Consider the following 13,240-nt stretch of genomic DNA (forward strand, 5'->3'; position numbering starts at 1 on the left):
GGACGCTCCCGGAATCTTCGATCGTGGCCGAAGTTCCGGGGCAGAAATCATCGATCCGGGAAATTCGACCGGCTCCCGCGGTCACCGGATCGCCAGTGCGCGCTCCCCGCCGCCCGGGCCCCGGCCCCCGCCGCGCGGTGCGTGCGGCGGGGGCCGGGACGCCGGGGTCAGTTGCGCAGGAGGACCCAGGATCCGAGCCCCGCGCAGCCCGAGCTGTTGTAGGCGCCCAGGTGGTAGCCGGCCGGGACGGGGTTGCCGGGGCAGATCGACAGCCCGGGCGCAGCCAGTTGCTGGAACCAGGATCCGATGCCGCGACAGCCGGTGCTGTAGTGGCCGGTCATGACGTACCCGGTCGGGATCGGCGAGCCCGCGCAGGTCCAGACCCCGTCCGTCACCAGCCGCATGAGCCAGGCGTCGCCGAGGCAGGGGCCATTGCCGGTGACGTGGTCGGTGAGCACGTAGCCGGCCGGGATCGGCGAGCTGGCGCAGATCCACAGCGGGTCCTGCGCGGGTTGCGTGTAGGAGGCGCCGGCTCCGTTGCAGCGGCCGGCGTCATAGCTGGTGATGACGTAGCCCGGCGGGACGGCGGTCCCCCGGCAGATCCAACCGCCCACCGCCAGTTGGGCGGACGAGGCGGACGAGACGGAGGAGACGGAGGAAACAGGGGCGGCAGCGGGCGCGGCACTCGCCGGGCCGGCGGCCGTGCCGGTGAGGACGGCCGCCAGCACGGCGACCACCCCCGCCACGGCGGCGAGCCGGCCCCGGAGGGCCGCCCACGACGAACGGTCCAGCAGTCGGTGATGTCTTCTGATCACGTCACACCAGTCCTATCGGCAGGTCCGTGCGGCACCGCACGACGGCCGTACGGCGCCGGATTGTGGAGCTGCCGTGACCCTAGCGGGGGTCGGCCCGGCCGAATTGTTCACGGCATGGACACATCACCATCTTGTCCGGAAGTACGCGCGGGATGCCCACAATCCCGCCCTTGACGAGAAGGCGAGAAGCGGAGAAGCGGAGAAGACGAGAACCGCCTACATCCCCGGCCAGGCGCCCAGCTCCTCCACCTCGTGCCGGTTCCACAGGCAGTCGGGCAGCGCGTACCGCCGGGCCTCGTGAATCAGCTGGTACGCCCGCAGCACATCGGGGTGCCGGTACCGCTCGGTCGTCCCCAACGGCAGCGTCAGCCGCCACGCCGTGTTGTACCGGTCGAACGCGCCCTCGACCCCCTGCCGGGCCCTCACCAGCCGGGCGAGCGCGACCGCCCGCTCGGCCGGATCGTCCGCGACCAGCCCGAAGGCCCAGCCCAACCGCTCGTCCCACGCACGGGCGTCGTCGTCGCCCGCCACCGCATCCTCGATCACGCGGGAGACCATCCCCGGCACCGCCCGTCCGCTCCATCGACCGTCCGACGCCCCGTGGAGCCGGGAGCCGCACGGACCGTCAGTCCGAAGGGGCGCCGGCGGCCCCGCCGTGCTCCGCGAGCCAGGTACGGGCGATCCCGCCCAGTTCGGCGTCGCGGCCGGCGAGCATCATGCCGATCATCTTCGCGTCCCCGCGCAGGGACCAGCCCGGGTGCCCGAAGGTGGCCGGGTTGTTCCCCTCGATGAGGAAGTGCGCCGGCCAGGCCGTGCCGTAACCGATCAGCGGCAGCGCGGCCAGGTACCGCTTCCGGCCGCGCGCCAGGCCGTAGGCGCCCACCGCGAGCCCGGTGAGGGTGCCCGCCAGGTGCACCCACCGGGTGGCGGCCTTGGAGTGCATCGCGACGTAGTAGGGCCAGAACTCCTCGAAGGACGCGAAGCGCCCGCTCTCAACCATGCCAGGACGGTAGCGCCACGCCGGCGCCACGCCCATGGCCGCGGCGCCGGCGAGGATCCGAACGAGAGGGCCTAGATGCCCGGGTCCCAGGCGAACAGCTGGTCGAAGATGCGGCGGTCGCCGTCGAGCTCCAGGGAGTCCACCGCGGTTCGGCCGTAGAACCACAGGACCAGCTCACTGGCCGTGCCCCGGGCGGAGGCGTCGGCCGGGGCGGCGCCCTCCTCGCCCGCGGCGATGCGGGCGATCCGGGCGCCGTCCGCGGAGAGCGTGACGCGCCAGGAACGGCCCTCGGAGACGTGGTACTCGACGACGGCGGGCTCGTGCGGCCAGGGGGACGACGTCGCGCAGCAGGTGACCAGGAAGTCCTCGGCGCCGTCGAGCGCCACCTCCTCCGGCAGCGGCTGCGCGGCGCCCAGGGCGACCTGGGCGTCGTAGGTGTGCACCGCGATCTCCTGGAGCTGGTGCCGGGCGACGGCGCCGGAGGTCCGCGGCGACTGCGACTTCCCCCACCACGTCCAGCATTCGGCGTCCGGGCCGGATTCCCGCAGGGTGTCCAGCAGTTCCTGGGTCGACGCGGCCAGCCAGGCCAGCAGCGCCTCCCGCTCCTGCGGCTCCTGCACCGCGGCGCGCGCCGCGACGGCCTCGGCCGGCGGGGCGTCGGCCGGCCCGGCCGCGACGATGGCCGCCCAGAAGGGGCGCCCCGAGCCCAGGTGCCGGGCCAGGTCGCGCAGCGTCCACTCGGGGCAGGTCGGCACCCGGACGTCGAGGTCGGGCGCGGCGGCGATCGCGGCCCGGAAGGCCGTCGACCGCTCGTCGATCAGTCGCAGCAGGTCAGGGAGTTCAGGAGTCTTGAGCACTGCGGATGTCTATCACCGCACTTCGGTGGCCGGAAAGCGAATTTCCGGGCGGCGAGGCCGGACCCGGCGGCCGCCCGCCGCCGAAACCGCCGGCCCGCACCGCCGCCCGACGCCGGATAGTCTGCCAACAACCCATCGCCACCCGACCGTTGAGGGGAATCCGTTGATCCGCAGCACCAGCCGCCCGCGCGACTTCCACGTCCCCACCCACCGGGAGACCGCCGACGAGTGGGGCGGGCGGATCGCCGTCCCGCGCACCCTCCCGCCCGACTGGTTCCTCCTCCTCGGGCGGATGAGCAGCGACGGCTACCTGTGCCACCTCGACCTCAGCTACCACCTGGACCGCGAGCTCACGGCGATCGTCCAGACCTCCCGGCCCGTCCCGGAGCACTTCCGGGTCAAGTCCCACACCACCCCGCGGACCCAGCTCGCCACCTACCTGACCACCTCCGACCGCCTCCCCTACCGCGCCGCGATCGCCCCGCTCGCCACCACCACCAGCCGGGGCGAGGTGCACCTCGACGGGGTCCCGGTGCCCGTCGAGATCCACCACGCCCACGGCTGTCGCAGCGCACTGCTCCCCCACGTCCCCGGCCAGCCCGGCTACCTGATCGTCACCGCGCCGGACGAACACTGGACGACCGTCACCGACCTCGTCCTCCAGGCCCCGGACGCCTTCTGAGCGGTCCGGCAGCGCCCGGCCCTCACCGAACCTCCGGAAAAAACACGGGAGTTCCCCACCCGACTTCACTCCAAGGTGGGGTTTGGCTCAACACCCCACCGCCCAGGTGCCGAGAAGCCAACGGGGTGGCGGCGCTGAGGGCCGCCACCCCGCTCCACCCCGTCCCGGCCCCGAAGCCAACGGTGCGTCATGAATCGGTAACAGCAGGATCGTTCCGACGCTCCGCCCGCGAACCGGTCCGTAGAGTGCACGGGGCCGTCGGACAGGACGGCCCAGCAGTGGACACACCCGGGGGTGGGGGAACGCCATGGCGGAGGGCTCGGGCTACACGATCGAGGCCGGCGGGGTCGAGGAGCAGGCCAAGGCACTCGACAAAGCGGCCGGCGACCAGGGCAAGCTCCACCGGTCCACCGTCGACCCCGTCTGCTACGGCGACAACGTGTTCGGCGGCGAGGACGCCGACCCGGCGTACCGGAACTTCAGCACCGCCTGGCACGACGAGACCGACGTGCTCGCGAGCGCCCTGAAGGAACTCGCCGACAAGGTGCGCGGCTCCGCCGGCCACTACCGGAAGGCCGAGAACACCGCGACGACCGGCCTCCACCAGGCGGCCACGGGCGGTGACCCCCGCCCCTTCGGCTGAGCGCCGAGCAGCAGAGCAGCAAGCACTGAGAGCCGAGCGCCGAGAGCCGGAACCGACCAGGAGGGCTGACGAACCACCATGACGAAGCCGTCCACGTCCCAGCGCCGCAAGGCCCTGCAGGACGCACTGAAGGACCTCCGCGAAGCGGACTCCAAGAACGACGTCATCGACGCGATCAAGGACGCCCTCGCCGTCCACGCGCCGGTCGGCGACCCGGCCGCCATCGAGGCCACTGGCAACCGCTACAAGACCATGGCCACCGAGTCGGAGCACCTCCACCGGGACGTCACGACGATCGCCGAGACCGGCCTGCCGGACGTCTGGACCGGAACCACCGGCGCGAAGGCCGCCGAGGTGATCGGTGCCACCGGCCGCGCCATCGACCGGCAGAGCACCGCCTTCATCAAGGCCTGGCTGACCCTGCACAACCTCGCCGACGCCCTGCGCGCCGCCCAGGCGGCGGACGGCCCGGCGCGCTCCGGCGCCCAGCAGGTGCTCAGCCAACTCGGGGGCAAGGAAGGGTGGTTCGACGAGTGGTTCGAGGACGATGATGACGAGGCCAAGCGCAAGAAGGCGCAGCAGGCCGCCATCCCGCATGTCGAGGGGATGCTGACCGCCGCCGCGAAGGCCGACGACGCGGCCCGCGCGGCCGCCCGCGACCTCAACAGGCTGGCGGACGAGGCCCGGGCGGGCAAACTGCGCGCCAAGGGCGTCAGTTCCGCGGACAAGGTGGTCCTCGCCGAGACCTCCGGCCCGGACGGCCCCACCGAACTGAACGACCTGCTCACCGCCAACGACCTCAAGCGGTCCGGCGAGTACCTGGACAGGATGAACCCCACCGACCTCGCCGCCTTCGACCGGATGCTCGCCGACTCCTCGACCCCGCAGGAGCGCGCCTACCTGATGAAGGCCCTGGCCGCCGGCCACAACCTGGACGAGATCCGCGCCTTCGACGGCAAGATCCACGGCAAGGACCCGGAGTGGCTGCGGACGCACCTGACGCCCGTGTACACGAAGAGCGACAACCGGGACAGCGGCGGGCAGGACAGCGACGGCTCCAACCGCTACCAGTACGAGGTGAAGTTCGGCAGCGCCCGGTGGCAGCAGACCGGCCCGACCTGCGTCGCCTCCACCACCGTCACGGCCCGGGCGATGGCCGACCCGCTCTACGCGCTGGACCTGACCGGTGGCCCGACCGGCCAGGACAACGACCCCGCCGCCTTCCAACGGCGCCTGCTGGACGAGCAGAACCGCGTCCACGAGGAAGGGCACGGCAACAAGAAGGGGATGGACGAGCACGGCACCGGGGACGTGCTGGCCAAGGAGGTCAGCCCCCACACCGGGGCCACCTACGAGTACAAGCCCCTGTCGGACGAGAACGCCCGGCGCGCGATCCTGCCGGAGATCGAGAAGGCGGTCGCCGAAGGCAAGCCGGTGCCGGTGTCGATCGAAGGCCACGTCGGCGACGAACGCAAGGGCCACGAGGTGCTGATCGTGGGCCAGGAAGGCGACATGCTGCAGGTCTACAACCCCTGGGGCCGCACCACGTGGATCAGCGAGGCCGACTTCGCCAACGGCCACATGGACCACGTGGCGGACAACCGGACGCCCGTCGTCGACGCCGTCCACCTGCCGAAGTGAGCCGGCCGATGAGGACCGCGACGAGAGCACCGCTGCGGGCGGTGGCCCTGATCGCGGTGTTCGCGGCCTGCCTGGCCGCCTCCTCCTCCAACCAGCCGGACCGCGGCCGGATCCTCGGTCCGGACGAACGCTCGGTGACCCTCGGCCCCGGCGATCGCTTCTCGATCGCCGTCGAGGACAGCGCCTCGATCGGCGACAACTGGAGCATCGTGAACCCGAAGGCGGACACCGCCGTAGTGGCCGCGGTCGCTCAGGTCACCGACTACCCGCCGGGCTACGAGAAGTACAACGGCGGGGGCGGTACCGCCTTCTACATCTTCGAGGCCAAGGGGCGCGGCACCACGACCATCACGCTGTTCAACTGCTTCCGGGGGCTCTGCCACGCCCCGGAACGCATCCAGCCCGACGACCTGGAGTGGCTCGTGCGCAACACCTACACCGTGACGGTCCGATGAGCACCCCCGACCGTTTCCGCCCCAAGACGGACGACGAGCTCCGCCGACTCGACGTCCCCGTCCTGCTCCGCTACGGCCTGGCCTTCGGCGGCCACCACCGGGCGGCCCTGTTCGGCGACGGCGCGGTCGCCGCCGCACTGGAGGCCGACGCGCTCGGGGTGCTCCCCCGCTCGCTGTCCTTCCTCGCCGAGGTGGTGCGCAGTGGCGGTACCCGCTACGCGGCCGAACTCCCCGAGCCCCTGCCCGGGCCGGACGCGGCCCGGCTCGCCCACGCCTGGCTGACCTCGGCGGCCACCACCGTCACCACCGTCGACGGCGACCGGCTGCTGGCGAGCTGGCTGAAGGCGGTCGCCGAGGTCCTGGGCCTGCGTCGGACCGTCCGGGGCGCGCCCTGACCGCGAGCGGCGTCAGTAGTGGTACGCCGCGCGCTTGCGCAGCAGCACCAGCGCCACGAACCCGAGCAGCACGACGGCGATCCCCCAGAACATCTCCAGCCCGATCAGCACCCCGCCCAGCATCTCCACCGCCGCCGCGGCCGACTGCTGCCGCACCTCCACCGGCGTCCGCCGGCTCTCGGACGGCCGCACCAACTGGCGCCCGGTGCCCACCTGGACGAGGTTGATCAGCATCAGCGCACCCGCCGCGACGGCGATGAATATCCACATCCCGCCGAGCGTAGTGACCCGCCCCGCCCGGAGCCGCTACCGGGGGCTGAACAGCGGTTCGTACGCGTTGCCCTCCTCCGCGTTGAGCAGCACGTACCGCCCGCCCAGGCCGATCGCGACCTCCCCCAGCCGGGCCAACGCCTCGGCCACGGACGGGACTTCGAGCCCGAGCGCGGCGGCGGCCGCGTCCCGGTCGGCGTACAGGTCGGGCTCGTCCTCCAGGTAGTCCTCCGCCGCCTCCGCGGCCTCGGCCTCCGTCAGCCGGGTGCAGTCCCGCCACCACGGCACGGCCAGCAGCAGCCGGACCAGCTCCGGCAGGCCGACCGCCAGCAGCGCCGAGCCGCCCTCGGAGTCGGCGTACAGGACGGGCCGCTCCTCGCCGCCGTCCCCGCAGAAGAAGAAGGTGCCGCCCGCACCGTCCTTGGCGAACTCCTCCAGCACCTCGCCGGAGGCGAGCACGACGGCCTCGCCGTGCGGGTAGTGGTCGAGGTTCAGGTCCCCGGGCCAGAGCAGGAAGTCGAGGGCGGCGTCGTTGGCGCGGATGCGATCGATGAGCGACATGGCCGACACCCTAGGGTGCCGCTACGACACCGGTCCGAGCTCGCCCTCGACGACCGTCTCGGTGATCTGCGGGCGGTCCCACAGGGCGAGGATCTCGTTGGCCAGTCGGATGACCGCGCAGGGGTCCGGCTCGCCGTACGCGACGACGGCGGCGGCCGACAGGCTGCGCGGGACGGCCCCGGCGTCGAGCAGGACGCGCCAGTCCCGCGGAGTCAGCTCCAGGAACTCCAGCCCGGTCAGCCCGCCGATCTCCCGGGGGTCGGCGAGCATGCCGTGGCCGGCGGACAACGTCCGCAGCCCGGGCAGGCCGACGAGCGGGGCGAGGCTGAACGGTTCGGGGCTGCCGCCGAGGGTCAGCACCTCCAGGTCGGGGTGGGCGACGGCCTCGACGCTCATCGACTGCCGGCCAAAGATCCTCCCCACCACGGGCGCCTTTTCAGAGCTCCGGCCGGTGTACCAGTCCCGCCGCGGGTCGAGCGCCAGGTCGGTCAGGGACTCGGCGAGCAGGTACCCGCCGACCGTCTCCTCGTGACTGAGCACGATGAGCTGCCCGAGGTGGCCGCACGGGCCGGGTGTCAGGTCGACGGCGATCAGTTCTGCGTCATCGACACCAACGACGATCCAGCCCGGCGACCAGACCAGGTCCTGAACGGCAGCGTCGGGCGCAGTGACACACGCCTCCGTCGCCGCGTGTTCCCAGCGGAACGAGGAGCGCACACGATCGTCGGCGAAGAGGGAGCCCAGGGAGCTCAGCTCGAAGCCGAGCACACCGCCGGCACGCTCCGCGGCCTCGTGGAGCAGCGCGAAGTCCTCCCCGCTCTCCAGGTCGTCGTACCAGTCCGCCCTCGTCACCCGGTAGAGCACCTTCAGCTCCTCCGGCAGCGCCACCCCCAACCGGGCCTCGGCGGCGGCGATCTCCTCCTCGGTGGCGCCGGTCTCGTCCGGCAGCCGCTCGCGCAGCGTCCGCTCCAGCAGCTCCAGGTCCACGGACGGGGCGAGCCGCGCCCCGGGCGCCGGGTCGGGCAGGCGGCGCCACGGCGCCGGCACGGCGTCCTCGACCAGGGTCAGCGCGCTCCGTCCGGCGCTGCTGACCCCCGCATCGACGGCGGCGCCGTAGTCGTACATCCGCAGCACGGCCTTGCCGCTCGGCGGGATCTCGACGGTGAACGCGGCCTCGACCATCGCGGCCTCGACGAGGGCCGCCCGGACCCGGTCGACCGCGTCCCGCTCCGCCCGGTCGTCCGGCTCCGCCCCCGCCGGGCGCCGCAGCGGCACGCTCCAGCCGTGCTGCCCGATCCGCCCCGACACCCGCCCGCCCGGCGCGGCGAGGCGCTCCGCGTGGGACGCCCGCAGGAGCCGGAGCAGCGGCTCCCAGGTGGTGAAGTCGTTCAGCGTGGACAACGGGGGCCTCCGGCGCGGGCGGTGATCGGGACGGTGGCCATTGTCGCCACCGCCACCGACAGCCCGTCACCCGACAGCAGCCCGTCACCCGACGGCGCGTCCGCCCGTCCACGGCCCTCACGCCGCCAGCCGCTCCGCCAGGAACTCCTCCCAGGTGCGCCGCCCGTGCTCGGCGTCGGCCGGGGCGAGGTTGGTGCCCGCCCGGTACGCGCGGCCGACCTTGCCCGGCAGCCGGAAGTGCAGCTGCCGCCGGGTGCGGCCGTGCGCGGCGAGGTAGCCCTTCGCCAGCTCGCCCATCTCGTACACCTCCGGGCCGGCCAGGTCGGCCACCGTCCCGGCGGGCTCGCCGAGCGCCAGCTCGACCAGCCGGGCGGCGACGTCGCGCACGTCGACGGGCTGCCAGCGGACCCCGCCGGGCGCCGGGAGGAGCGGCAGCTTCGCCATCTTCTCGACGACGGTGAGCGCCAGGTCGTGGAACTGGGCGGCGCGCAGCACGGTGTACGGCAGGCCCGAGCCGGCGACGGCCTGCTCGGCGGCGTGCTTGGCCCGGAAGTAGCCGAGCGGCACGGCGTCCGCGCCGATCACCGAGATGTACACCAGGTGCCGCACCCCGGCCCGGCGCGCGGCGTCGACGAGCCGCCGGGTGGCGACGTCGTCGCCCTTGGGGCCGCCCGCCAGGTGCAGCACGGTGTGGACGCCGGCGAGCGCCGCGTCCAGGTCCGCGGCGGCCTGCGCCGCGTCGCCGAGCAGGTCGCCGCGCAGGTACGTCACGCCGTCCTCGCCCGCCCGCTCCTGCCGGCTGAGGACCCGCACGGGCAGCCCGGCGGCCCGCAGCAGCGGGACGACGTGCCGGCCGAGGTTGCCGGTGCCGCCGGTGACCAGGACCGGGGTCTTCGCCGTGTTCGCGGTGTTCCCGGTGTTCGCCGTGTTCGCCGTGTTCGCCATGATCGTCTCCGAATCGCTCGTGCCGGGCGGGAACCTTCGGGATCCAGGTCCCCGGGAGGTTGATCTCCGCGCCGCGGCCGTTGTTGGGTGGCTTCTGCTGCTCTGACCCGAGGCGACGAAGGAATGTGACACGGTGGACGAGAAATCTTCCGAGGAGTCCTCGCGGACCGCGCTCTTCGAGGAGCACCGCCCGCACCTGCGGGCCGTCGCGTACCGGATGCTCGGCTCGATCAGCGAGGCCGAGGACGCCGTCCAGGACGCCTGGCTGCGCTACGACCGCAGCGACACCACCGAGGTGGCGAACCCGGGCGGCTGGCTGACCACCGTGGTCTCCCGGGTCTGCCTCAACCTGCTGCGCGACCGCGCCCAGCGCCGCGAGGAGCCCCTGGAGACCGGGACCGGCCCGGAGCGCATCCCGGATCCGCTGCTGCGGCGCGAGGGCGTGGTCGACCCGGAGCAGGAGGTGCTGCTCGCGGACTCGGTCGGCCTGGCGCTGATGGTGGTGATGGAGTCGCTGTCGCCGGCCGAGCGGGTGGCCTTCGTGCTGCACGACCTGTTCGCGGTGCCGTTCGAGGAGATCGCCCCGCTGATCGAGAAGACGGCCGCCGCGACCCGCCAACTGGCCAGCCGGGCCCGGCGCAAGGTGCAGGGCCAGGCGCCGGCGCCGGATCCGGACCTGGGCCGCCAGCGGATCGCCGTGGACGCGTTCTTCGCCGCCTCCCGCAGCGGCGACCTGGACGCGCTGGTCGCCGTCCTCGACCCGGACGTGGTGCTGCGCTCGGACGGCGGCACGCTGCGCGCCCGGCACACGCTGGTGCTCACCGGCGCGGCCACGGTGGCCGGCCAGGCGGCCATGTGGGGCACCCTGGCGCCGTTCGCCCGCCCGGCGCTGGTCAACGGCACGGCCGGCGCGGTGGTCATCGGCGCCAACGGCCGGGCGCTGTCGATCATGGCGTTCACCGTCGTGGACGACGCGATCGTGGCGATCGACGTGATCGCCGACCCGGAGCGGCTGGCGGCGTTCGACCTCTCGGCCTTCCGCGACTGACGGTCGCGCGATCAGCCCCGTGGCGACGGAAGGGCGGCCGGAACCCCGGCCGCCCTTCCCGCTCCCCGAGTTCCCCGAGTTCCCGAACTCCCCGAACTCCCCGAGCTCAGCGCCCGGCCGCACCCCCCGGGCGCGGCCGACGACCCGTCACCAGCCCTGGGTCCGCACCCAGTCCGCCAGGTGCCGGGCGCAGTCGTCCACCGACTCCCGCCAGCTGTGCCCGGCGCCCTCCCCGGCCTCGTCGCTGACGTGCTTGACCAGCCGCACCGGCAGCCCGGCCCGGTGGGCGACGGTGGCGACGGCGTAGCCCTCCATGTCGACCAGGTCGGCGTGCTCGGCCAGGCGCTCGCGGGCGGCGGCGTCGGAGACGAACAGGTCCCCGGTGGCGAGCACCGGGCCCTCGCCCTTGCCGACCACCAGCGGGGCGCCGTACTGGCGGCCGGTGAGCGCGTACAGCGCGGGGGTGTCGATGTCGTGCTGGATCACCTGGACGACGTGGTGGGTGCCCTCCCAGCCGGGGCGCAGCGCGCCCGCCGTGCCGAGGTTGATCACCTCGGAGGGCTTCTCGCCGCCGGCGAGCACGGTGGCCAGCGCGGCGGCGGCGTTGACCTTCCCTATCCCGGTGAGCAGGACGGGCAGTCGGTCGTCGAGGTGGGCCGCCTCCTCGCGGACGGCGACGACGAGCAGCGGGCGGTCGGGGGTGATCGTTCCAAGCAGGCGCATGGGGTCATGGTACGGAGCGGGGGCCCCGCCGCCCGGGAGCACACGGACCGGTCCCGCCCGCCCGCCGTCCACCGGCCCGCCGCCACAACCGGACCCCGGCGCTCCGCCGGATCCGGGGAACCGCGTAGGGTGCAGCCCGCGTCGGACGGATCGCCGCACGAGAGCCGAACACGAGCACGGCGCGCGAACCGTGCACGACACATGCTCAAGATCCACGCAAGTCGGGTGTGGCCGGGGGGAGTCACGGCCATACTGCTGGCAACGGCCGGGCCCCGCAGGACGGGACCGGCACCAGGGGAGGATGAGGCGGGTGGCGACACCAGTAGGCAACGGCCCAGCGGGCGCCGCGGTCCCGGCACGGCCGAGCAGCCCGCCGGCCGCGCCGGGGACGGCCCCGGCCGCACCGGGCGGCGGCCCCCGCATCCCCGCCCAGCGCTCCCGCCCGGGCACCGCGGCCGCCGGCCTGATGGCCCGCCTGGCGCGCAGCACCAGCACCGCCCCCGGCCGGCTGCGGCTGGCCGGCGTGCTGCTCACGGTGCTGACGGTCGCCTTCGGCGCGCTCACCGCCTGGCAGTTGGAGACCCGGGCGCAGGCCGCCGACCGGGTGGTCTCCTACAGCCAGCCGCTGAGCCGGGACGCGGCCGAGATCCAGCGCAGCCTGGCCGACGCCGCCACCACCTCGGCGAGCGGCTTCCTGCTGGCCGGCGCCGAGCCCGATGCCGTCCGCAAGCGCTACGAACTGGACCTCGCGACGGCCGCCCGGCTGATCTCCGAGGCCGCCGCCCGGACCACCGCGACCTCCCCGGCGCAGGGCTCGCTCTCCACGCTGAACCAGCAACTGCCCGTCTACGCGGGCCTGGTGGAGTCGGCCCGGGCCGACAACCGGCAGGGCATCCCGCTCGGCGGCGCCTACCTGCGGTACGCCTCCGAGCAGATCCAGACCGTGCTGCTGCCGACCGCCGCGCAGCTGGCCGCCGCCGAGGACAAGGAGCTGGCGCGGGACTACGCGGACGCCAAGTCCGTGCCGTGGGCGGCGTTCGGCCTGGCGGTGCTCACCCTGGCGGCGCTGGCCTGGGTGCAGGTGCTGCTGTGCCGGCGCACCAACCGGGTGTTCAACATCGGCCTGCTGGCCGCCACCGCCGCCGTCCTGGCGGGCTCGCTCTGGCTCGCCGTCACCGGGCTGACCACCGGTTCGGCACTGGACCGCAGCGACCGGCAGGGCGCGACGCCGCTGCGGGCGCTCAACGCGGCCCGGGTGGACGTGCTGTCCGCCCGGCTGGCGGAGAACCTGCACCTGGTCGCGCGCGGTTCGACCGGCAAGTACCGGGACCAGTGGACCGCCGCCACCGACAACCTGGGCACCACCGAGAACCTGGCCGCGGCCGGGGCCGACCAGCTCGCCGCGGCCAAGGGCTCGCTCCCGGAGGCCCTGCGGCTCGCCCCGGGCGCCGCCGCGGAGTCCGTCCGGGACGCCGCCAAGGACTACGACACCTGGCGCCTGCGGCACACCGGGGCCGGGAAGTTGGAGCAGGACAACGCCGACTACCAGGGCGCCCTGAACGCCACCGTGTCGGCCACCGACACCACCGGCACCGCCGACGCCGCCTTCAGCCTCACCGACCAGGCGCTGGCCAAGGCCGCCGACGCCGAGCAGCAGCAGTTCGACTCCGCCGCCGAGGGCACCGGCCGGGACCTCCGCACCGCCGCCGGCGCGGCCGCGGTGCTGGGCCTGCTGGCCGCGGTCGCCGCGCTGCGCGGCCTGGGCCGCCGACTGGCCGAGTACCGGTAACAGGGGGATGGGACA

At 74.0% G+C, this 13,240-nt stretch carries 16 protein-coding genes; 7 read left to right on the top strand and 9 right to left on the bottom strand.

The window, feature by feature from the left end; translation table 11 throughout:
- Window positions 1-167: 167 nt before the first annotated feature.
- From AB2U05_RS09530 to AB2U05_RS09545, 4 genes are all read right to left on the bottom strand, one after another.
- Window positions 168-815 carry a hypothetical protein gene (locus tag AB2U05_RS09530; RefSeq protein ID WP_369183013.1) on the bottom strand — a complete coding sequence of 216 codons (648 nt, stop codon included), beginning with the start codon at window positions 813-815 and terminating at the stop codon, window positions 168-170.
- A gap of 216 nt (window positions 816-1,031) precedes the next feature.
- On the bottom strand, window positions 1,032-1,361 hold the full coding sequence (locus AB2U05_RS09535; protein WP_369183014.1) for a hypothetical protein: 330 nt from the start codon (window positions 1,359-1,361) through the stop codon (window positions 1,032-1,034).
- Between the two features lie 79 nt (window positions 1,362-1,440).
- Window positions 1,441-1,815: a DUF962 domain-containing protein gene (locus AB2U05_RS09540; RefSeq protein ID WP_045692848.1), complete on the bottom strand. Its 375-nt coding sequence runs from the start codon at window positions 1,813-1,815 to the stop codon at window positions 1,441-1,443.
- A gap of 71 nt (window positions 1,816-1,886) precedes the next feature.
- Window positions 1,887-2,672, bottom strand: coding sequence for a maleylpyruvate isomerase family mycothiol-dependent enzyme (locus tag AB2U05_RS09545; protein WP_045709092.1), 786 nt, complete (start codon window positions 2,670-2,672; stop codon window positions 1,887-1,889).
- Between the two features lie 163 nt (window positions 2,673-2,835).
- On the opposite strand from AB2U05_RS09545, the gene AB2U05_RS09550 reads away from it, so the two are divergent.
- The 5 genes from AB2U05_RS09550 (at window position 2,836) to AB2U05_RS09570 (ending at window position 6,488) form a co-directional block, all read left to right on the top strand.
- Window positions 2,836-3,354, top strand: a complete 519-nt coding sequence (locus AB2U05_RS09550; protein WP_045692784.1) for a hypothetical protein — start codon at window positions 2,836-2,838, stop codon at window positions 3,352-3,354.
- A 307-nt stretch (window positions 3,355-3,661) separates the two neighbouring features.
- Complete coding sequence (locus AB2U05_RS09555; RefSeq protein ID WP_369183015.1) at window positions 3,662-3,997, top strand: hypothetical protein; 336 nt, start codon at window positions 3,662-3,664, stop codon at window positions 3,995-3,997.
- Between the two features lie 78 nt (window positions 3,998-4,075).
- On the top strand, window positions 4,076-5,638 hold the full coding sequence (locus AB2U05_RS09560; RefSeq protein WP_369183016.1) for a peptidoglycan-binding protein: 1,563 nt from the start codon (window positions 4,076-4,078) through the stop codon (window positions 5,636-5,638).
- 8 nt (window positions 5,639-5,646) lie between these two features.
- Window positions 5,647-6,093, top strand: a complete 447-nt coding sequence (locus AB2U05_RS09565; protein ID WP_369183017.1) for a hypothetical protein — start codon at window positions 5,647-5,649, stop codon at window positions 6,091-6,093.
- Window positions 6,090-6,488, top strand: a complete 399-nt coding sequence (locus AB2U05_RS09570) for a hypothetical protein (protein WP_045692781.1) — start codon at window positions 6,090-6,092, stop codon at window positions 6,486-6,488. The genes AB2U05_RS09565 and AB2U05_RS09570 overlap by 4 nt, the downstream gene beginning before the upstream one ends.
- Window positions 6,489-6,500: 12 nt before the next feature.
- On the opposite strand, the gene AB2U05_RS09575 is transcribed toward AB2U05_RS09570, so the two are convergent.
- The 4 genes from AB2U05_RS09575 to AB2U05_RS09590 all read right to left on the bottom strand — a co-directional run bounded on the left by AB2U05_RS09575 (window position 6,501) and on the right by AB2U05_RS09590 (window position 9,665).
- Window positions 6,501-6,758, bottom strand: coding sequence for a hypothetical protein (locus tag AB2U05_RS09575; RefSeq protein ID WP_045692780.1), 258 nt, complete (start codon window positions 6,756-6,758; stop codon window positions 6,501-6,503).
- Window positions 6,759-6,794: 36 nt separating this feature from the next.
- The gene (locus AB2U05_RS09580; protein WP_045692779.1) at window positions 6,795-7,319 is read right to left on the bottom strand and encodes a hypothetical protein; all 525 of its coding nucleotides are present in this window, start codon (window positions 7,317-7,319) and stop codon (window positions 6,795-6,797) included.
- Between the two features lie 21 nt (window positions 7,320-7,340).
- Complete coding sequence (locus AB2U05_RS09585; RefSeq protein WP_369183018.1) at window positions 7,341-8,720, bottom strand: SMI1/KNR4 family protein; 1,380 nt, start codon at window positions 8,718-8,720, stop codon at window positions 7,341-7,343.
- Between the two features lie 117 nt (window positions 8,721-8,837).
- On the bottom strand, window positions 8,838-9,665 hold the full coding sequence (locus AB2U05_RS09590) for an SDR family oxidoreductase (RefSeq protein WP_369183019.1): 828 nt from the start codon (window positions 9,663-9,665) through the stop codon (window positions 8,838-8,840).
- A 133-nt stretch (window positions 9,666-9,798) separates the two neighbouring features.
- Between AB2U05_RS09590 and sigJ the strand changes: the two genes are divergently transcribed.
- Window positions 9,799-10,713 (top strand): RNA polymerase sigma factor SigJ, encoded by a 915-nt coding sequence (gene sigJ / locus AB2U05_RS09595; RefSeq protein ID WP_369183020.1) that lies wholly within the window; start codon window positions 9,799-9,801, stop codon window positions 10,711-10,713.
- A 147-nt stretch (window positions 10,714-10,860) separates the two neighbouring features.
- Here the strand turns inward: sigJ and AB2U05_RS09600 are convergent, their stop codons facing one another.
- Window positions 10,861-11,436, bottom strand: a complete 576-nt coding sequence (locus tag AB2U05_RS09600) for a nucleosidase (RefSeq protein WP_045692775.1) — start codon at window positions 11,434-11,436, stop codon at window positions 10,861-10,863.
- Between the two features lie 310 nt (window positions 11,437-11,746).
- Between AB2U05_RS09600 and AB2U05_RS09605 the strand changes: the two genes are divergently transcribed.
- Window positions 11,747-13,225 (top strand): hypothetical protein, encoded by a 1,479-nt coding sequence (locus AB2U05_RS09605; RefSeq protein ID WP_052706338.1) that lies wholly within the window; start codon window positions 11,747-11,749, stop codon window positions 13,223-13,225.
- Window positions 13,226-13,240: the final 15 nt, after the last annotated feature.

This window comes from Streptomyces sp. Y1 (assembly GCF_041053115.1).
Classification (GTDB): domain Bacteria; phylum Actinomycetota; class Actinomycetes; order Streptomycetales; family Streptomycetaceae; genus Kitasatospora; species Kitasatospora rubellomurina.